Origin of the sequence: Brevibacterium yomogidense (genome assembly GCF_016107685.1) — a bacterium.
Classification (GTDB): Bacteria; Actinomycetota; Actinomycetes; order Actinomycetales; family Brevibacteriaceae; genus Brevibacterium; species Brevibacterium yomogidense.
The window spans coordinates 862,571-882,181 of record NZ_JABASY010000002.1 but is presented as its reverse complement, the minus strand read 5'-3'; the positions used below and the strand labels follow the sequence as shown (position 1 = coordinate 882,181).

17 protein-coding genes are annotated in these 19,611 nt (G+C 69.5%); 15 read left to right on the top strand and 2 right to left on the bottom strand.

Annotation, left to right across the window (positions count from 1 at the left end):
• Positions 1-100 precede the first annotated feature (100 nt).
• Positions 101-757 carry a TetR/AcrR family transcriptional regulator gene (locus JFC09_RS08320; protein ID WP_198393491.1) on the bottom strand — a complete coding sequence of 219 codons (657 nt, stop codon included), beginning with the start codon at positions 755-757 and terminating at the stop codon, positions 101-103.
• Positions 754-2,289, bottom strand: coding sequence for a class I adenylate-forming enzyme family protein (locus JFC09_RS08315; RefSeq protein ID WP_198393490.1), 1,536 nt, complete (start codon positions 2,287-2,289; stop codon positions 754-756). The genes JFC09_RS08320 and JFC09_RS08315 overlap by 4 nt, the downstream gene beginning before the upstream one ends.
• Positions 2,290-2,465: 176 nt before the next feature.
• Between JFC09_RS08315 and JFC09_RS08310 the strand changes: the two genes are divergently transcribed.
• From JFC09_RS08310 to JFC09_RS16885, 15 genes are all read left to right on the top strand, one after another.
• Positions 2,466-3,272 carry an SDR family oxidoreductase gene (locus JFC09_RS08310; protein WP_198393489.1) on the top strand — a complete coding sequence of 269 codons (807 nt, stop codon included), beginning with the start codon at positions 2,466-2,468 and terminating at the stop codon, positions 3,270-3,272.
• Between the two features lie 153 nt (positions 3,273-3,425).
• Positions 3,426-4,643, top strand: coding sequence for an acyl-CoA dehydrogenase family protein (locus JFC09_RS08305; RefSeq protein ID WP_198393488.1), 1,218 nt, complete (start codon positions 3,426-3,428; stop codon positions 4,641-4,643).
• A complete protein-coding gene (locus tag JFC09_RS08300; RefSeq protein ID WP_198393487.1) occupies positions 4,640-5,401 on the top strand; it encodes an SDR family oxidoreductase in 762 nt (253 codons plus the stop codon). Before JFC09_RS08305 ends, JFC09_RS08300 begins: the two co-directional genes overlap by 4 nt.
• Before the next feature lie 9 nt (positions 5,402-5,410).
• A complete protein-coding gene (locus tag JFC09_RS08295) occupies positions 5,411-6,622 on the top strand; it encodes an acyl-CoA dehydrogenase family protein (protein WP_198393486.1) in 1,212 nt (403 codons plus the stop codon).
• Complete coding sequence (locus JFC09_RS08290) at positions 6,619-7,809, top strand: acyl-CoA dehydrogenase family protein (RefSeq protein WP_198393485.1); 1,191 nt, start codon at positions 6,619-6,621, stop codon at positions 7,807-7,809. The genes JFC09_RS08295 and JFC09_RS08290 overlap by 4 nt, the downstream gene beginning before the upstream one ends.
• 46 nt (positions 7,810-7,855) lie before the next feature.
• Positions 7,856-9,055 (top strand): acetyl-CoA C-acyltransferase, encoded by a 1,200-nt coding sequence (locus JFC09_RS08285; protein ID WP_198393484.1) that lies wholly within the window; start codon positions 7,856-7,858, stop codon positions 9,053-9,055.
• 175 nt (positions 9,056-9,230) lie between these two features.
• Positions 9,231-10,910, top strand: a complete 1,680-nt coding sequence (locus tag JFC09_RS08280; RefSeq protein ID WP_198393483.1) for a class I adenylate-forming enzyme family protein — start codon at positions 9,231-9,233, stop codon at positions 10,908-10,910.
• 83 nt (positions 10,911-10,993) lie between these two features.
• Positions 10,994-12,310 (top strand): MATE family efflux transporter, encoded by a 1,317-nt coding sequence (locus tag JFC09_RS08275; RefSeq protein WP_198393482.1) that lies wholly within the window; start codon positions 10,994-10,996, stop codon positions 12,308-12,310.
• 44 nt (positions 12,311-12,354) lie between these two features.
• Complete coding sequence (locus JFC09_RS08270) at positions 12,355-12,843, top strand: GNAT family N-acetyltransferase (RefSeq protein WP_198393481.1); 489 nt, start codon at positions 12,355-12,357, stop codon at positions 12,841-12,843.
• A gap of 85 nt (positions 12,844-12,928) precedes the next feature.
• On the top strand, positions 12,929-13,789 hold the full coding sequence (locus JFC09_RS08265) for a thioesterase family protein (RefSeq protein WP_198393480.1): 861 nt from the start codon (positions 12,929-12,931) through the stop codon (positions 13,787-13,789).
• A 33-nt stretch (positions 13,790-13,822) separates the two neighbouring features.
• Complete coding sequence (locus JFC09_RS08260) at positions 13,823-14,518, top strand: alpha-ketoglutarate-dependent dioxygenase AlkB family protein (protein WP_198393479.1); 696 nt, start codon at positions 13,823-13,825, stop codon at positions 14,516-14,518.
• 40 nt (positions 14,519-14,558) lie between these two features.
• Entirely contained in the window at positions 14,559-15,152 is a 594-nt protein-coding gene (locus JFC09_RS08255) for a DNA-3-methyladenine glycosylase I (RefSeq protein WP_198393478.1), read from the top strand.
• Between the two features lie 89 nt (positions 15,153-15,241).
• Positions 15,242-17,014 carry an ATP-binding cassette domain-containing protein gene (locus tag JFC09_RS08250; protein ID WP_198393477.1) on the top strand — a complete coding sequence of 591 codons (1,773 nt, stop codon included), beginning with the start codon at positions 15,242-15,244 and terminating at the stop codon, positions 17,012-17,014.
• On the top strand, positions 17,011-18,864 hold the full coding sequence (locus tag JFC09_RS08245; protein WP_198393476.1) for an amino acid ABC transporter ATP-binding/permease protein: 1,854 nt from the start codon (positions 17,011-17,013) through the stop codon (positions 18,862-18,864). The genes JFC09_RS08250 and JFC09_RS08245 overlap by 4 nt, the downstream gene beginning before the upstream one ends.
• Positions 18,861-19,574, top strand: coding sequence for a 4'-phosphopantetheinyl transferase family protein (locus tag JFC09_RS16885; RefSeq protein WP_198393475.1), 714 nt, complete (start codon positions 18,861-18,863; stop codon positions 19,572-19,574). The genes JFC09_RS08245 and JFC09_RS16885 overlap by 4 nt, the downstream gene beginning before the upstream one ends.
• Positions 19,575-19,611 lie beyond the last annotated feature (37 nt).

The window sequence follows — 19,611 nt, the reverse complement described above, 5'->3', positions numbered from 1 at the left end:
CACGTTCCGCTCGGAGATGACGCCTACGTCCGCGTACAGGACACCTTCAGCGCCCCGGACGGTCCTGTACGCGGACGTAGGTGAGTGGAGGATTGGCCCCTCATGAGACGTAGTCGCGCGGGTCGATGCCGATCGCGCGCAACCAGATCGAGGTGAGAGCGCGTGCCAGACGGTCCGCACCGTCCTCGTCCTCGAATGCGGTGTCACCGGGCTCGACGTACACGTAGTGACAATGTCGACTCACCATGAGACCGAGCGATCTCGCCGTGAGCTCTGGGTCGACGTCACCGTCCACCCTGCCTGCGGCCTGGAGCCTGCGGATCGTCTCCGCGTTCCGCGCGAAGAAGGCTTCACCCCGCTCCCTCCGCAGTGCGCTGATCGAGGGGTCGAGGTGCCTGGCCTCATCGAGGATCTTGTTGAGACCCCGGTTGCGGCGGAAGGCGCGGACGTACTCGAAATTGCCGGATACGATCCTCTCCACCGGGTCGCCCACGTCGACGGGGCGTGAGTGCGTGGGCTGCACAGTCCCTGCGTACGCGTCCTCGACCATAGCGGAGAGCAGTTCTTCGCGGTTCGTGAAGTAGGTGTAGAGGGTGCCCGCCGCGACTCCGGCCTCGGTCGTGACCTCCGCCAGTGTGGATTCGAAGTAGCCCTTGCGCTCGAAGACGGCTCTCCCCGCGCGGATGAGGGCGGCTCGCGTGCGGGCCCCCTTCGCGCCCAACCTTTCAGGATCGCGGCGGACCGTGGTCTCACTCATGACGCCGGTTCCTTCTGGACCAGTGCTCGCTTGAGGATCTTGCCGGACGGCCCCTTGGGCAGCTCGTCGATGAACTCGATGATCCGAGGAATCTTGTAGGCGGCCAGCTTCTCGCGCGTCACGCGCTCCACTTCTGCGGCGTCGAGATCCGACCCCGCTGTGCGGGCGATGACTGCCGTGACCTGCTGGCCATAGCGCTCGTCGGGCCTGCCGACCACTGCGGCCTCCCTCACCCCCGGGATCTCATAGAGGACCTCCTCGACCTCCCGGGGGTAGACGTTGTACCCACCGTGGATGATGAGCTCCTTCATGCGGTCGACGATGAACAGGTAGCCGTCCTCGTCGAGCTTCCCGATGTCGCCGGTGCGGAACCAGCCGTCCGCGTCGAGGACCTCCGCCGTCGCGTCCGGCCGGTTCCAGTAGCCGGCCATGATGGCGGGGCCGCGCAGGCAGACCTCGCCCGGTTCGTTCGGGGCTGCGGGCGAGCCGTCGGGACCGACGACTCGCACCTCCATCTGCGGCACCGCGTACCCCACGCTGCCGAGCTTCCGCACGCCCTTGAGCGGATTGAAGGTCCCCACGGCGCTCGTCTCGGTGAGCCCGTACCCTTCCACGACGGGAGCTTCGAAGCGCTCTTCGAACCTGCGCAGGACATCCGCGGAGATCGCGGCACCTCCGGAGCTCACGGCTCTGAGGGCAGGGGCGGACGCCTCGGTCACCTCTGCGAGGACGGACATCCACATCGTCGGCACACCGGACACGATCGAGATGCGGTCCACGGCGAGGGCGGCGGCGAAGGCGCGCGGGTCCCAGCGGGGGAACAGTGTGACGGGGACGCCCGCGTGCAGCGCCGACAGGGTGACGGTGACGAGACCGAAGACGTGGAAGAGCGGCAGCCCGGTGGCCCAGCGGTCGTCCTCACCCACGTCGATGAGCTCGCCGACGATGTCGACTGTCGACAGCAGGTTGCCGAGAGTCAGCATCGCACCCTTGGGCCGTCCCGTGGTGCCGGAGGTGTAGAGCAGCGCCGCGACATCGTCGCGAGCGCGCTCCGCCGCGGGGAAGTCGACGCGTCCCCGGTCATCGGGGCGGATCTCCGGCCCCTCGGATGCCAGCGGTGCGATGGGCCGGAAGGTCACGTCCGCGGAGGCGGCGGACACCCGTGCCGCCTCCGACAGAGCGGGGTGGGCGGTGACGAGCCGAGCACCGGAGTCGGCCAGGAGGAAGTCGATCTCCCGTGTGGTCGCCAGCGGGTTCACCGCGACGACGACCAGTCCCGCTGCCTGCGCTCCGAAGAACTCGGCCATGAACTCCGGGCAGCTTGGCGCCACGAGGATGATCCTGTCGCCGGGGGACAGGCCCTCCGCGGCGAAGCGATCCCGCGCTGCAGCCGCCTCCCCGAGCAGCCTCGACCACGTGAGGGTCACTCGTGAGTCGCCCGGCGGGGTGAGCAGCGCGGGGTCGTCAGGACGCGCGGCGACCCACGGCAGGAGGAGGGACGTCAGGTCTGAGGCTTGTTTCTGCACGGCCATGATGCTCCTTCGGATCACGGTTCCGGGGTTGCTCCCGGATCTCGTCGGCGAGGCTGCCACGAAGCGGTTCGACAGTGAACGAACGATTGGCAACCACTTGAAATCGAGGTCATCCTCAACTATAGATAGTGGTAAGCCAGCTCACAAGGATGTGCGTGGCACGGAAGGAGAACCGTATGGACGTCAGTGGCCGCACCGCAGTCGTGACAGGAGCGGCAGGCGGCATCGGAGCCGCGCTCGCCGCAGAGCTCACGACACGAGGAGCACGCGTGCTCCTCGCCGACCTCGACCCCGCGGTGGCGCAGACCGCTGCCGGCCTCGGACAGGGCCACTGGGAGGGCGACGTGTCCTCCGCCGACGGTGTCGACGCACTGCTTGCCGCCGCCCGGGCACACCTGGGAGACGTCGACCTCTATTTCGCGAACGCCGGGGTCGGTGGCGCCTCCGGCCTCGGCGACGACCAGGACTGGGACCTCACCCTGGAGGTGAACCTCCGCGCTCATATCCGTGCGGCCCAGAGGCTCGTGCCGGAATGGACGGCCAGGGGAGCGGGCTACTTCGTCGCAACGGCCTCGGCCGCGGGTCTCCTCACCCAGATCGGATCAGCCGGGTACTCGGTGACGAAGCACGCCGCTCTCGCGTTCGCGGAATGGCTGTCCGTCACCTACGGGGACGACGGAGTGCGCGTCTCCGTCCTCGCCCCCATGGGCGTCAACACGAAGATCCTCTGGGGCGACGCGGACAACCCGAAGACCGGGGACGCCCTCGCCGCACAGAAGGCCGTCTCGGAAGCCGGGGGCGTCCTCGAACCGGAGGACGTCGCACGCATGGTGCTGGACTCGGTCGACCGGGAGGACTTCCTCATCCTGCCCCACCCGGAGGTCCTCGACATGTACCGCATGAAGGGATCCGACTACGAACGCTGGCTGAGCGGCATGCGCCGCTACCAGTCGAAGCTCCGCGCGCTCGCGCAGGAGGGCTGACACGGACTCACGCGCAGCACCACCGCGCACCCACGCACATCCACACGCGGACGACAGCCCACTCGAGGGGAAGTCGGCACCGCACTCATCTGCACACACGGACACCGCACCACACCGACGCGGAGACGACGCGTCGCAACGAAGGAGAGCATCATGCTGGAGACGACGGAACGCGGCCAGGAGTATCGGGAGAAGCTGCTGGCCTTCATGGACGAGAAGATCTACCCGGCGGAAGCCGTGTACGCGGAGCAGATGGCTGCGGCGGACACCCCGCACTTCCACCCGCAGATCATCGAAGACCTCAAGGCGGAGGCGAAATCGCGCGGACTCTGGAACCTGTTCCAGCCGCACAAGGAATGGGGGCCGGGGCTCACGAACTTCGAGTACGCCCACCTCGCAGAGATCATGGGCCGCTCCCCGGAGCTCGCTCCGGAGTCGATGAACTGCAACGCCCCGGACACGGGCAACATGGAGGTCTTCACGCTCTTCGGCACGGACGAGCACAAGGAGAAGTGGCTGACACCGCTGCTCGACGGCAAGATCCGGTCCGGGTTCGCGATGACGGAGCCCGCCGTCGCCTCGTCGGACGCGACGAACATCGAGATGCTCATGAAGAAGGAGGGCGACGAGTACATCCTCGACGGCCGCAAGTGGTTCACGTCGAATGCCCTTCACCCCAACTGCAAGGTCCTCATCGTCATGGGCAAGACGGATCCCAATGCGGAGCCGCACCGCCAGCAGTCGATGATGGTCGTGCCGATCGACGCCCCTGGCGTCACCGTCCAGCGCAACCTGTCCGTGTTCGGCTACCACGATCGCGAAGGCCACGCGGACGTCACGTTCGACCAGGTGCGCGTCCCGGCGAAGGACGTCCTCAAGGGCGAAGGGGAGGGCTTCTCGATCAGCCAGGCCCGCCTGGGCCCGGGCCGCATCCACCACTGCATGCGGTCGATCGGTGTCGCGGAGCGCGCCCTCGAACTCATGATCAAGCGCGCCGAGGAGCGCGTGACATGGGGCATGAAGGTGTCGGAGCGGGCGAACATCCAGGACTGGATCGCAGAATCCCGCATCGAGATCGATTCAGCGCGACTGCTCACGCTGCACGCGGCTGACAAGATGGACAAGCACGGCAACAAGGTCGCACGCAACGAGATCGCCCAGATCAAGGTCGTCGCGCCTACTATGGCACTCAAGGTGCTCGACCGTGCGATCCAGATCCACGGCGGCGGTGGCGTCACCCAGGACTTCCCGCTCGCCGGCTGGTGGGCGGGCCAGCGCACCCTGCGCCTGGCCGATGGCCCGGACGAGGTCCACAAGCGTTCCATCGCACGCAACGAGATCAAGAAGCACAGGAAGGACACCGCACGATGAGCGAGACCACCACACGCACGGCGATCGTCACAGGAGGCGCCCGCGGGATCGGAGCCGCGATCGCGGAACGACTCGCCTCCGACGGCATGAACGTCGCAGTCATCGACCTGCGAGAGGACGACACCGCTGATGTGGTCGGTCGCATCCGTGCGGCAGGGGGCACGGCACTGGGAATCGGCGCGGACGTCGCGGACGAGGAGCAGGTCGCCGGTGCGGTCCAGCGCGTCGCAGACGAGGTGGGCGCACCGACGGTGCTCGTGAACAATGCGGGCGTCATCAGGGACAACATGCTGTTCAAGATGACCCGCGACGAGTTCGACACCGTGCTCGGGGTGCACCTCACGGGGAATTTCCTCATGACGCGGGCGGTCCAGGGGCACATGGTCGAGCAGAAGTTCGGCCGCGTCATCTCCCTGTCGTCGACCTCTGCGCTGGGCAACCGCGGCCAGACGAACTATTCCGCGGCGAAGGCCGGCATCCAGGGGATGACGAAGACCTACGCGATCGAGCTCGGGAAGTTCGGCGTCACCGCGAACGCGATCGCCCCCGGCTTCATCGAGACGGACATGACGAAGGCGACGGCGGAGCGCGTCGGTGTCGACTTCGACGACTTCGTGAAGGCCGCGGTCTCGCAGATCCCCGTCGCCCGCTCGGGCAAGCCCGAGGACATTGCGCACACCGCGTCGTTCCTCGCGAGCGAGGGTTCCGGATTCGTATCCGGCCAGGTCATCTACGTCGCCGGTGGACCGAAGGCCTGAGGCGGGGACATGAGCGACCGGGACACAGCACACACCCCGGGTGACCGCACCGCGGACACGGAGGCGATCGACGCCGCCGTGTCCGCGGCGGCGGACGCCGCGCGGGACCTCACCGACGACTCCGCAGTCTGGGGAGTCCTCTACGACCACGGCCTCGCGTGGGTCGACTTCCCCCGCGGCAGCGGGGGCCTCGGCGTCTCCGCGAGCCTGCGCGCCTACGCCCACGAGAAGATCGGCGCCGCAGGCCTCTCCCAGCCCGACCCGCGCCGTAACACGATCGGGTTCGGCATGGCCGCACCGACCATCGCGGTCTACGGGACGGACGAGCAGAAGACATTCCTGCGCGACATCTTCACCCTCGAGAGGATCTTCTGCCAGCTGTTCTCCGAACCGGGTGCCGGCTCCGACCTCGCCGCCGTCGCGACCCGCGCGGTGCGCGACGGGGACGACTGGCGGGTGACGGGCCAGAAGGTGTGGACGTCCGGCGCGCAGAACGCGGACATCGCGATCCTCGTCGCGCGCACGGATGTCGACGTGCCCAAGCACAGGGGACTCACGTACTTCCTCATCGACATGAAGCAGCCGGGGGTCGAGACGCGCGGCCTGCGCCAGATCACGGGCGAGTCCGAGTTCAACGAGGTCTTCCTCGACGACGCGGTCGTCCCGGATTCTCGCCGACTCGGCGACGAGGGCGAGGGATGGCGGGTCGCGAACACGACTCTCAACAGCGAGCGCGTGTCGATCGGCGGGGGTGCCCCGCGTGAAGGCGGCATGATCGGCGTCGTCTCCGATGCGTGGCGGAGATCGACGAAGCATCGCAACCCCGTGCTGCGCGACGAGCTCATCGGCCACTGGGTCGATGCGGAAGTGCAGCGGACCTCCGGGATCCTGCTGAACCAGAAGCTCGCAGCCGGCCGTCCGGGACCGGAGGGCTCCGGGGCGAAGGTGTCGTTCGCGCAGAATGCGCAGGCGCTGTCCGACTTCGACATCCGCATGCGCGGTGTCGACGGGCTCCGCTACGACAGCTGGGAGGACCGCCGCCCCTCCGACTACTCGATGACCGGCAGGAACCCGGTGTACCGGTACCTGCGGGCGAAGGGCAACTCGATCGAGGGCGGCACGACGGAGATCATCCTCAACATCATCGCCGAAAGGGTGCTCGGTCTGCCGGGAGAGCACCGCACCGACAAGGACGTTCCCTTCAAGGAGATGCCACGATGACGGACATCGACCTCCTCCCCACCGATATCGACGGGGATCTGCGCGACAACGTGCGGGCGCTGCTCGCAGAGCGCGCCCCCGCCCAGGACGTCGCCCGCGTCTACGACGAACCGGACTTCGACGCCCCCGCAGTGGATGCGGGGATCTTCGAGGAGCTCGAACTCGCAGGGCTCGTGATCCCGGAAGCGGACGGCGGTGACGGCGCAGGGCTGTCCGCGGCCGGGACAGTGGCCTCGGAGCTGGGACGCGTCCCTGCTCCATCGCAGTTCCTGAGCTCTGCTGTGACGGCTTCACGCATCGTCTTCCGGGCTGCTGCCGCTGAACGGCGCACGGGTGCGGACGGGCCCGCGCACAAGCTCATGCGGCGGCTCGCGACGGACGGGACGACAGCGGCGCTGGCGATGGACGTCACCGCCCGTAAGTGGACCGGCTCCCTCCACGTGTCCGCGAACACGGCGGGTCCGTCCGCCGCGGACGATCCGCTGGAGCCGGGACGCACGGTCGAACTCATCGGCATCGTCCACGGCGTCGCGGACGCGCACCGTGCGGACCTCCTCGTGGTGCCGGCACGGACCGTCGGTGGCGCACTCGTCATCGCGGTCGCCAACGCGTCGGACGCGCACATCCACACGTTCGCGTCGATCGACGAGACCAGGCGGCTGTCCGAAGTGAAGCTCGCAGGGATCCGGGCCCGGGTCATCGCTGTGGGTGACGGAGCGCAGCGCGCTCTCGAACGTGCACTGCTCGACACCCTCGCCGTGCTCGCGTGCGAACAGTCGGGAATCGTGGACGCAGCCTTCGACGCCGGGCTCGCCTACGTGAAGGAACGACGTCAGTTCGGTCGGACGATCGGCTCCTACCAGGCGATCAAGCACCGCCTCGCCCAGTCGTGGATCGTGGCGAACCAGATGCGTGCAGCGGCCACCGCCGCCGTCCGGTCGGTCGACGCGGCCGACGCGGGCACTGTGAGCCGGACGGATGCCGCGATCGCGGTGCGCACGGCCAGTGCGTACGCGAAGGCGCACACCTCCCGTATCGTCGAGGAGGTCCTCCAGTTCCACGGGGGCAACGGCATGACGTGGGAGTTCCCGATCCACCTGCTGCTCAAGCGTGCGAAACTCGATGAAGTCATGATCGGTGGAGCCGAAGCCCAGCGTGACGCGCTGGGCCGGCTCATCGACCTGTGATACGCAGACCACACCCTCACCACCACCACACTGACGAAGGAGCACCATGACACAGGCCGTCATCGTTTCCACCGCGCGCACGCCCATCGGCAAGGCGTACCGGGGCGCATTCAACAACACCCAGTCCCAGGAACTCGCGGGGCACGCGATCCGCAACGCCGTCGAAAGGTCCGGGGTCGATCCGGCGGAGATCGAGGACGTCGTGTTCGGCGCGGCGCTCCAGCAGGGTGCCCAGGGCGGCAACATCGCGCGCCAGTCCGCCATGCGCGCCGGACTTCCCACCTCCGTGGCCGGCATGTCCGTCGACCGTCAGTGCGCCTCCGGGCTCATGGCGATCGCGACCGCCGCCAAGCAGATCGTGCACGACGGCATGAAGGTCGCCGTGGGAGGCGGCGTCGAATCGATCTCGCTAGTCCAGAACGACAAGGCGAACAACTTCCGCGCCAAGGACCCGTGGCTGACGGAGAACCTGCCGGAGATCTACATGCCGATGCTCCACACCGCAGAGGTCGTCGCGGAACGCTACGGCGTGTCCCGTGAGGCGCAGGACGAATACGCGCTGTCCTCGCAGCAGCGCACGGCCGCCGCGCAGGAGGCGGGCCGCTTCGACGCGGAGATCGTACCCCTCACCTCGACGAAGATCGTCGTCGACAAGGAGACGGGCGAGACGAGCGAGGTCGAGGTCACGCTCGAGAAGGACGAGGGCAACCGCCCCACGACGACTCTGGAGAGCCTCCAGGGCCTCAACCCGGTGCTGGAGGCCGGGGTCGCCTCGCAGAACCCGTCCGTCACGGCGGGCAACGCATCGCAGCTGTCCGACGGCGCCTCGGCGTCGGTGCTCATGAGTGCGGAGGAGGCCGACAAGCGCGGGCTCCAGCCGCTGGGAATTTACAAGGGCATCGCCGTCGCCGGCAACGCACCGGACGAGATGGGGATCGGTCCGATCTACGCGATCCCGCGCCTGCTCGAGCGCCACGGCCTCACGGTCGACGACATCGGGCTGTGGGAACTCAACGAGGCCTTCGCCGTCCAGGCGCTCTACTGCCGCGACCATCTGGGCATCGACCCCGAGGTCTACAACGTGGACGGCGGGGGCATCTCCGTCGGCCACCCGTACGGCATGACGGGCGCGCGCCTCGTGGGCCACGCACTCATCGAGGGCAAGCGCCGCGGAGCCAAGCACGTCGTCGTAACGATGTGCGTGGGCGGCGGTATGGGAGCCGCCGGCCTCTTCGAAGTCGTCTGACGAGACCCACACGCTGCGCCGGGGACAACCCCCGGCGCAGCGTCCGTCCTCCTCCCGGCGGTGTGGGGAGGACATGCCCGGCGTCCCCGAGAGGGGCCCGGGCGACGGCGGAGCAGACGAGCCCCGCCGAGCATGCGAACGGCATCAGCGCCGATGCCGAAGAACGGAGAACATCATGAGCTGGTTCGACGAGCGCCCGTGGCTTCGCACCTTGGGAGTGAGCAGCGAGGAAGCCGTCCCGCTGGAACCGTCCACCCCTCTGCGCGACCTCGCGGAGTCTGTCGCAGCCCACCCGGACGTCGCCGCATGGAAGCACTACGGGCAGTCCGCGACCTACGCCGAATTCGACCGTCAGACGACGGCCTTCGCCTCCTACCTGGCCGAGTCCGGCATCCGCCCCGGCGACGCCGTCGGTGTCTACGCCCAGAACTCCCCGCACTTCCCGATCGCGACGTACGGCATCTGGAAGGCCGGTGCCGTCGTGGTGCCGCTCAACCCGATGTACCGGGACGAGCTCACCCACGTGTTCACGGACGCGAACGTCAGGGGACTCGTCGTCCAGCGGGCGCTGTACCTCATGCGGGTGAAGGACTACGCCCAGGATCTGCCCCTCGTCGTGCAGATCGGGGACAACGACTGGGCGGAGAACGGGCCGGACGCGGTCTTCGGGCCGTACGAGGACCTCCCCGACATCCCACTTCCCGACCTCAAGACGGTCATCGAGGAGAGGCTCGACACCGACTTCGTGCCGCTCGACATGGAGCCGGGCGACCCCGCGCTCATCGGCTACACCTCCGGCACGTCCGGCAAGGCGAAGGGGGCGCTGCACGCCCACGCGAACATCTCCTCGAACTCGCGCATGGCCGCGCGCAACGCCGGCCTGCCGGCGGGATCGGGCATCGTGTCGCTCGCCCCGCTCTTCCACATCACCGGATTCATCTGCCAGATGATCGCTGCGGCGTCGAACGGCAGCACCCTGGTCCTCAACCACCGCTTCGACCCGGCGTCGTTCCTCGAACTGCTCAGGCGTGAGAAGCCGGCGTTCATGGCAGGACCCGCGACGGTCTACACGGCCATGCTCGCGAGCCCGACGTTCGGTGCGGACGCCTTCGAGTCCTTCACCTCGATCATGTCCGGGGGTGCGCCGCTGCCGGAGGGCCTCGTCAAGCGGTTCGAGGAGAAGACCGGGCACTACGTGGGACAGGGGTACGGGCTCACGGAGACGGCAGCGCAGGCCGTCACCGTCCCTCATGGCCTGCGCGCCCCCGTGGACCCGGAGTCCGGCAACCTGTCGACGGGCCTGCCGCAGCGCGATGCGATGGTCCGCATCCTCGATGATTCCGGGGGTCCGCTGGGCCCGCGCGAGGTGGGGGAGATCGCGATCTCCGGTCCGATGGTCGCGGGCGAGTACCTCGGCAACCCGCAGGCGACGGCCGAATCGATCCCCGGCGGGGAGCTGCGGACCGGCGACGTGGGGTTCATGGACGAGGACGGCTGGCTGTTCATCGTCGACCGCAAGAAGGACATGATCAACGCGTCCGGGTTCAAGGTGTGGCCCCGTGAGGTCGAGGACGTCCTCTACATGCACCCCGCCGTGCGGGAGGGCGCGGTCGTGGGCGTTCCGGACGAGTACCGCGGTGAGACTGTCGTGGCACAGGTGAGCCTCCAGCCGGACGCACAGGTGACGCCGGAGGAGATCATCGCTCACTGCAAGGAGCACCTCGCCTCCTACAAGGCACCCGTGGAGGTCACGATCGTCGACGAGCTGCCGAAGACGAGTTCGGGCAAGATCCTCCGTCGGACCGTCCGTGACGAGGTCACGAAGGAGCGTGCGGAGCGTCCCGTGGAGGCCTGACCAGCACGGTCAGAGCAAGTCTCCGGGACAGTGAGCGGGGCGTCGACTGAGGTCGGCGCCCCGCTCCGTCTAGGATGAACGGGATGACATCCCTCGATCGCGAGATCCTCCGGCTCGCCGTGCCCGCTCTGGGCGCACTCATCGCAGAACCGCTCTTCCTGCTGGCGGACACCGCGATGGTCGGTCATCTGGGCCCCCAGGCACTGGGTGGGCTCGCGATCGCGTCGACAGTGCTGCAGACGGTGCTGGGCCTCATGATCTTCCTCGCGTACGCGACGACCCCGCGGGTGGCGAAGAGGATGGGGGCCGGTGACATCCGGGGTGCAGTGAGTGCCGGGTTCGACGGGATGTGGCTGTCCGTGGTGATCTCCGCGGGGCTGCTCGCCGGGGGCCTCCCGCTCATCGGTCCCGTCGTCCGTGCCTTCGGACCCGCGCCCGAGGTCGAGGCCGCCGCCATCGCCTACCTCACCCTCTCGTGGTGGGGCCTGCCCTTCATGCTGCTGGTCGTCGCGGGCACCGGGCTGCTGCGCGGGCTGCAGGACACGAAGACGCCCCTGTGGGTCGCCGGCGGCGGGTTCGGCGCCAACATCGGCCTCAACGCGGTCTTCATCTACGGGCTCGACATGGGGATCGCGGGCTCCGCACTCGGCAGTGTCATCGCGCAGGCGGGGATGGCGGCCGTCGTGCTGGCCATCGCCGTCCGGGCAGCGGGCCGCTACGACGCGTCGCTCCTGCCCCAGTGGGGCGGTGTGTGGTCGTCGGCGAAGACCTCGGGCTGGCTGCTGGTCCGCAGTGCCGCGCTGCGCGCCGCGCTCATCCTGCTCGTCTTCGAAGCGACCGCACTGGGCACGACGCAGCTGGCCGCCCTGCAGGTGGTCCAGACGCTGTTCTTCGCGCTGGCGCTCGCGCTCGACGCCCTGGCGATCGCGGGGCAGGCCCTCGTCGCCCTGCGGCTGGGCGCCGAGGACGTCCCGGGCGTGCAGACCCTCACCGCGCGGCTGGTGCGCTGGGGAGTGGGCTTCGGTGCGGTCTGCGCGGTGCTCATCGCCGCCGGCGCGGTATGGATCCCGTACGCGTTCACGGAGGACCCGGCCGTGCGCTCCCTCATCACCGCCATGCTGTTCGTGTTCGCGGTGGGACTGCCCCTGGCCGGGGTCGTGTTCGTGCTCGACGGTGTCCTCATGGGTGCGGAGGACGCACGGTACCTGGCCCTCGCCCAGGTGGCGTCCCTCGCCGTGTTCGCCGCCGTCCTCGTCGGCCTGATGTCCGTGTGGCCGCATGCGGTGACGGCATGGGCCGCTTTCGTGCTGGGCTTCCTGGGCGCGCGCGGGGTGACCCTGAGCATGCGCGCGCGGGGCCGGACATGGATCGACAGGGCACTGGCACGCGGCATCCGGTGACCCGGGTGTTCGCGCCTGCGCCCCTCATCCGACAGAATGTCGCTATGAAGCTTGTTCCGGTTCCCGATGACGCGACCGCGGAGGACATGCTCCGCCCATTCCTTGCACAGACCGTCAACTGGTCGATCGACTCCCCGCCCCTGTCGGACTCCCAGATCGCGGCGGACGACCTGCTGTCCGGTTACCTCGACGGCTGGGGGCGCTCCGGCGACACCGGGGTCGTCATCCTCGATGACGACGATCGACCCGTCGGCGCGGCCTGGGTCCGCCTGCCCGGGGAGGACTGGCGGGGGTTGGGCTGGGCGGGGGATCAGATCCCGGAGCTGCGCATCGCTGTCGACCCTCAGGAGCAGGGCAAGGGGTACGGCACGCACCTCCTGAGGGCCGTCCTCGACCTGCTGCGGCTGGCGGGGCGCGGCTCCGTGAGCCTGGCCGTCCACGAACTCAACACGGCGGGCGAGTTCTTCGCGGAGAACGGCTTCGTCATCGCGGGGCGTCACGGGGACGCGGACGTCCTGCTGCGCAGCATCTGATCACGCAGGACAGGAGCGCGTCCTGACACCCACCCCCACCGATACGATCGGTTGTCGAGTAGTCCCACCCAGCCCCGGAGGAAGCATGCCGCACACGTTCGACGCTCTCATCGCCCTCGAGGAGTCGCTCGACTCCTCGGGTCAGCACCCTGCCGCACCCGTCGTCGCGGGGTCGGAGCAGGGGTCGGGCGTCACCGGACCGCGGACCGCGGTGGCTCGGACTCATCCGGCATGGGCGAACATGGTGGGACCCTACGGGGGAGCGACGGCCGCGCAGGCGCTCGCCGCCGTGACCTCCGACCCCCGTGCGCAGGGCCGGCCCGCCGCGCTCACACTCAATTTCGCGGCCCCCGTGTCGGACGGCCAGCTCTCCATCACGGTGGACCCGGTGCGCACGAACCGATCGAACCAGCACTGGACGGTGCGCGTCGACCAGGAATCGGGGACGGTCATGACGGGGACCGTACTGCTCGCGGGAGGCCGCGAGACGTTCTCCGACACGGAGGCACACGCACCTCACGTCCCCGCTCCCGCGGAGGTGGACGTCGCCCGCTACAGCATGAACCTGCCCTGGACTGACAACTATGTGTTCCGGCTGGTGTCCGGGGTTCCCCACAGGCCGTCCGATTCGTCGGAGACCGTCATGTGGGTCGCCCAGTCCCAGCCGCGGACGTGGGACCACCTGTCGCTCGCGGCGGCCTCCGACGTGTTCTTCCCCCGGATCTTCGCGCGGACGGGCGCGCCGTCGCCCGCCGGCACCGTCACCTACACCGTGTACTTCCACACCGGGCCCGAGGCACTGGCCGCTCAGGGCGAGAACCTCCTCTGCCGGGCCCAGGCCTCGCGCTTCCACGAGGGCCTCTTCGACCAGGTGGGCCATGTGTGGGGCGAGGACGGACAGCTGCTCGCCACGACGACCCAGCTGGTCTACTTCAAGGGTGTGTGAGCCGACGACGTCCGAACCGGAAGCGGAGGTGCGATGGACGCGCTGTTCGGAGACGACCTGCTGGAGAGACCCCGCAGGGAGGTGGCCCCCGGCGCTGTCTGGGTGCCCGGCTTCCTCGATCCGACTCAGCAGGCGTGGCTGGTCGCACGGTTCCGCGAGTGGGCGGAGGGCCCGGTCCCACCGCGTGCCGCGAAGGTCCGCGGTCACGAGATGAGCGTGAAGACGGTCTGCCTGGGCTGGCACTGGCGCCCTTACGCATACACGCGTGAAGCGGTCGACGTGAATGGCCGCGAGGTCCTGGACGTCCCCGACTGGATGGTCCGTCTGGGCCGCAGCGCCATCGCCGCCGCATACGGGGACGACCCGGGGGAGTGGTCCGAGACCCTGCGTCTCGAGGGTGACTACACGCCGGACACGGCTCTTGTGAACTTCTATGATGAGGCGGCGCGGATGGGGATGCACCAGGACAGGGACGAAGTGTCCCGCGCACCGGTCGTCTCCCTGTCGATCGGCGATTCCTGCACCTTCCGGTTCGGCAACACGGAGACGCGGAACAAGCCCTACGAGGACCTCGTCCTCGAATCCGGCGACCTGTTCGTGTTCGGCGGCCCCTCGCGGCTGGCCTACCACGCGGTCACCCGGATGCACCCGGGGACCGCACCTCCCGGCTGCGGACTGGAGGCAGGGCGCATCAACATCACTCTGCGTGAGACGGGACTCGACGGATGACGGGCCATGAGTGCGGGCAGGCGATGAGGGATGGTGAGCGATGACGGACGGAACGGTGACGGGTGACGACGGCCTCGCGCGTCCTGCCTGGGCGGCCCATGACCCGCTGCTGCGCGACTACTACGACACGGAATGGGGCATGCCCGTCCGTGACGAGCAAGGGGTCTTCGAGCGTCTCAGCCTCGAAGCGTTCCAGTCCGGGCTGTCCTGGGCGACGATCCTGAGGAAGCGGCCCGCCTTCCGCGACGCCTTCGCGCACTTCGACCCGGAGACCGTCGCACGCTTCCGCGACGAAGACGTCGAACGCCTCCTGCACGATGCCCGCATCGTGCGCAACCGCGCGAAGATCCTCGCGACCATCACGAACGCGCAGGCGACGCTCGCCCTGAGGGACGACGGCGGCCTCGCAGACCTGGTGTGGTCCTTCCGCCCCGACGAGACCCCGCAGCCGCGCGCAGCCGCGGAGATCCCCACGCAGTCGGAGGAATCCCGTGCGCTCGCCCGCACGCTGCGTGCCCACGGGTTCCGGTTCGTCGGCCCCACGACGATGTTCGCCCTCATGGAAGCGCTGGGCATCGTCGACACACATCTGATCGGATCCCACAGGAGAGGCACGTCGGGGGTGTGGACGTGAGCGCGCGACCGGGCGGGCCACCCTCCCGCCGTCCTGGCCCGCCGTCCGGACCTCCGGACCCCCGGGTGCGTGCGGCTACGCCGCGGCGGGTGCTCGTGGTCTCCGTGGTGCTGGGCTGGCTCGCGGCGGCAGCGACGGCTCTCCTCTTCGTCCTGCTGGGAGACGCGATCGACCGACTCGCGCTCGACGGTGCCGTCGTCCACTCCGTCGGCAGCACCTCTTCCGCCGCCGGCGGTCCAGCATGGATCGCTGCGGCCTCGGCGCTGGCGTGCGTGGCGGCTCTCTGCGCGGGCATCGGCACGTGGTTCAGCGAGTGGGCGGCTTCGCAGACGGAGACCCGGCTGCGGAACGCCGTCGTGTCCGCGGTCTTCCGCGGCGGGTCCGTTCGGGCATCCGCCCAGGTCGGCAGGCTCATGGCCACGGCGACCACGTCCGTGGAGAAGGCCGCGCAGTACCGCGCCTCGTTCCTCGGCCCCATCACCGCGTCGCTCACCACACCCCTCCTCGTGCTCGTCGTCATGGCCCTCGCCGTCGATCCGCTGACTGCGGGCGTCCTGTGTGCTCTCGTCCTCCTGGTACCCGTCCTCATCGGCGGGTTCCAGCGGCTGGTGCGTCCGGTGGGCGGAGCGTACCGCAGGTCCCAGGCCGCGCTCACGAGCGCTTTCCTCGACGCGATCCAAGCGCTCGAGACGCTCGTCTATGCGCGTGCCGCCCATCGACGGGCAGCAGTCCTCGCTGCCCGCGGCGAGGAGCACCGTCGCACGCTCATGCGGATGCTCGCGGTGAATCAGCTGCTCATCCTCGTCGTCGACGCGGCGTTCTCCCTGGGGGTGGTGGTCGCCGCCGCTGTGCTCGCGACCGTGCGTGTGACGAGTGGGGACCTGTCACTGGGTGGCGGCATCACGATCCTGCTGATGTCCACACTGGTGATCGGACCCGTCGACGTCGTGGGCCAGTTCTTCTACATCGGCATCGCCGGCCGGGCGAGCCAGGCACAGATCAGCTCGATCCTCCGCGACGGGGACGGTGCGGCCTCCGCGGAAGCCTCCCAACTCACGGGAGCGTCCCAGCCGACGGGAGCGTCCGGATCGGAGGGAAGCACACGGTCGACGGAAGACACCCCCGTGTCGGAAGACTCCCGATCGAGGACGGGGCTGGGAGCAGAGGCGGCCGGGGCGCACGCGGAGGCGATCGTGCTCGACGGCGCGACGGCCGGCTGGCCGGGCGGCCCCGCCGTCCTCGACCGCTTCTCGCTGCGGGTGACACGCGGAGAGCGGGTCGCCCTCGTCGGTCCCAGCGGTGCAGGGAAATCGACCGCTGCCGCGCTCATCCAGGGCCATCTCACGGCACGCTCGGGAGTCGTGCGGGTCGCAGGCGTCGACCCCGCGCTCGACCCCGCAGGCGTGCGGGCGCGGATCGCCGCCGTCGAACAGCGGACGTTCTTGTTCCTGGGCTCGATCGCGGACAACCTGCGGATGGCGGCGCCGCACGCGAGTGTCGAGGAACTGTGGAAGGCACTCGAGCGGGCAGGACTCGCGGACGACGTCGCATCGATGCCGCACGGTCTCGAGACGGACGTGGGGGAGCAGGGTGCACTGCTGTCCGGGGGACAGGCGCAGCGTGTGGCGATCGCCCGGGCATGGCTCACGGACGCACAGATCCTCGTCCTCGACGAACCGACCTCTCAGGTGGACCTCGCCGCAGAGGCCCAGATCCTCGCGGCCCTCGCGTCGCTCGCAGAGGACCGGACTGTCCTCATGATCGCGCACCGGCCCGGGGCGATCCTTGCCGCGGACAGGATCGTGCGGCTCGACCCCGGCGCACCCGAGGACGCGCGGACACGACAGGGGAGTGGCGTGTGAGCACACCGCATACGGCAGCGACCGAACGCAGGAGAGACACGACCCGGTGGCTGCTGGGCAGTGCCCGGGGGCTGCTGACACCCCTCCTGTCGGCAGCCGCTGCGAGGATCGTCTCCCAGCTGCTGGGGGTGGCTCTGCTCGTGCTCACCGCCGGAGCTCTCGCGAGCGCCGCGGGAGGAGCGGACGGAGTCCACGTCGGGCAGCTGTCCGCCACCCTCGTCGTCATCGCGCTCGCGAAGGCGGCGCTGCGCTATGCGGAGCACTACGCGGGGCACTGGGTGGCCTTCACGGCCCTGCAGCGTCTGAGGGAACTGTTCTTCTCATCCCTCGTCCCGCAGGCGCCCGCCGCGACGAAGGGCAGAGCCGGCGCAGCGCTCACGGAGACCGCCACACGGGACATCGACCGGATCGAGGTGTTCTTCGCGCACACGTTCCCTCCGGCCGTCTCTGCCGTCGCGACACCCGCTGTCGCACTGGTATGGCTGGGCGTCGCCGTGGACGCCGGGCTCGCGCTGCTGCTCGCTCCCTTCGTGTGCGCGGTCCTCCTCCTGCCGCTCGTCTCCGCACGCACGGTCTGGAACGCGGCCCGAAGAGTGGCCGAAAGGCGGGGCACAGTCGCGGCACGGATCGGCGACGACGTCCACGGCACCCGCGACGTGCTCATGCTGGGAGCCCAGGAGCGTCGGCTCGCGGACCTGGACGCAGACGGTGCGACGCTCACGGAGGCGCGGTCCGCCTCGGGAGCGGTGCAGGGGGCACGGCTGGGCGCGATCGACCTCGTCCAGGCCTGCTCGCTCATCGCGGTGGTCGTCTTCGGCCTCCATACCGGGGCGGGGGTCCACGCCGTCGTCCTCGCGCTCGCAGTCGCGATCGGGCTGCGAGGGCCCGCACGCGGGGTCGATTCGTTCACTGCGGGCCTCGACGCGGCCCTCGCGTCCGCCCAGCGGCTCCGCGCGATCGTGGAGGCGCCCCCTGTGGTCACGGACCCGGACAGCGACGTGGGATCGATGACGACCGTGACGGCGGACGACGTGCCGGGTCCGTCCGAGGCATCGGAACAGGACGAGCAGTCATGGACGAATGGCGAGGCACCGCGAGGAGGTGTCGAGGTGGCCTTCCGGGAGGTGTCGTTCACCTACCCCGGAACGGACACGGCAGCGGATGCGGGAGCCGCGCGACCGCGCAGGGCACTCACAGGCGTGAGCGTCACCTTCCCCGCCGGAGAATGGTCCTGCGTGGTCGGAGTGTCAGGCAGCGGCAAATCGTCTCTGGCCTCTCTGCTCCTCCGCGCATGGGACCCGGATGACGGGCTCGTGGTCTGCGGGGGGACCCCGGTCGCAGCCTTGCCTCTCGACGCGCTGCGGTCCCGTGTCGCACTCGTCGACCAGAGGCCGACCCTGCTCGTCGACACGGTCGGAGCGAACCTGAGGCTCGCGAACCCGGACGCGACGGACGCCGAGGTCGACGACGCCCTGCGCGTCGTCGGACTCGACGCCTGGGCAACGTCCCTGCCCGAGGGTCTCGACACCGTGCTCACCTCCGGTCGCACACAGGTGTCGGGCGGACAGCTGCAGCGCCTCGCGCTCGCACGCGCGCTCCTGGCGGAACCCGACGTCCTCGTGCTCGATGAGGCACTGAGCCAGTTGGACGAGCAGACCGCCGACGATGTGCGGGGCGCCCTCCTCGACCAGCGGCCCGGTCGCACGACGCTCGAGATCACCCACCGGGTCGACCGAGTGCCCGATGGTGCCTTCGTCGCCGTCATAGACGCCGGCAGACTCGTCGAGCGGGGGCGAGCGGGCGACCTGCGTGCGCGCGGAGGTGCCTTCAGCCGCCTGGACTCCCGGTGACGCGCGGTGCTCCGGGGCCCAGTGGTGCGGACCGCCGCGCGATCGTCGCGGTGCGCCCGACCCGTGAGGTGCTGCAGGAGGTGCCGGACCCTCGGCAGCTCCTCAGTGCGGTAGAGCGGGACCGGGCCGCAGCCTTCCGGTACGACGCCCACCGTGACGACTTCGTCGCGGCGCACGTGCTCGTGAGGATGTGCGCCGCGGAGCTCGTGGGAGGGCGTCCCGAGGATCTCACCGTAATCCAGCGCTGCAGCTCCTGTGGAGGCCCTCACGGAAAGCCCGTGGTCATGGGCCACGACGAGGTCCACGTGAGCTGGTCGCACGCAGCGGGCGCGGTGGCCGCCGTTGCAGCGCATGCGCTCTGCGGGATCGACCTGGAGCCCCGAGCGGACGATGTCGATGCGGCGCTCGTCGACCTCGCCCTGACGGAGCGGGAGAAGCGGCTGGTCGAGTCGTCACGGCGGCCGGGCACGGCACTCCTCCGTCTGTGGCTGCGCAAGGAAGCGATCGTGAAGACCGGGGAGACCAGCCTCGATGCGGTGTTCTCCCTCGATGTCACAGATGCTGGAGGGGGCGTTCTCAGAACCAGGACGGCGTCAGGTGCGGCAGGCCGCAGCTGGGCGATCGCGGAGCACCGGTCGGCCACGCACCTCGCAACGGTGCTCACCGCAGGAGGTGTGACCATCTGCCTGCACGGTGCGGAGACCGAGTGACGCGCGGTCCGAACGCGGGCGGAGACACAAGAATGCC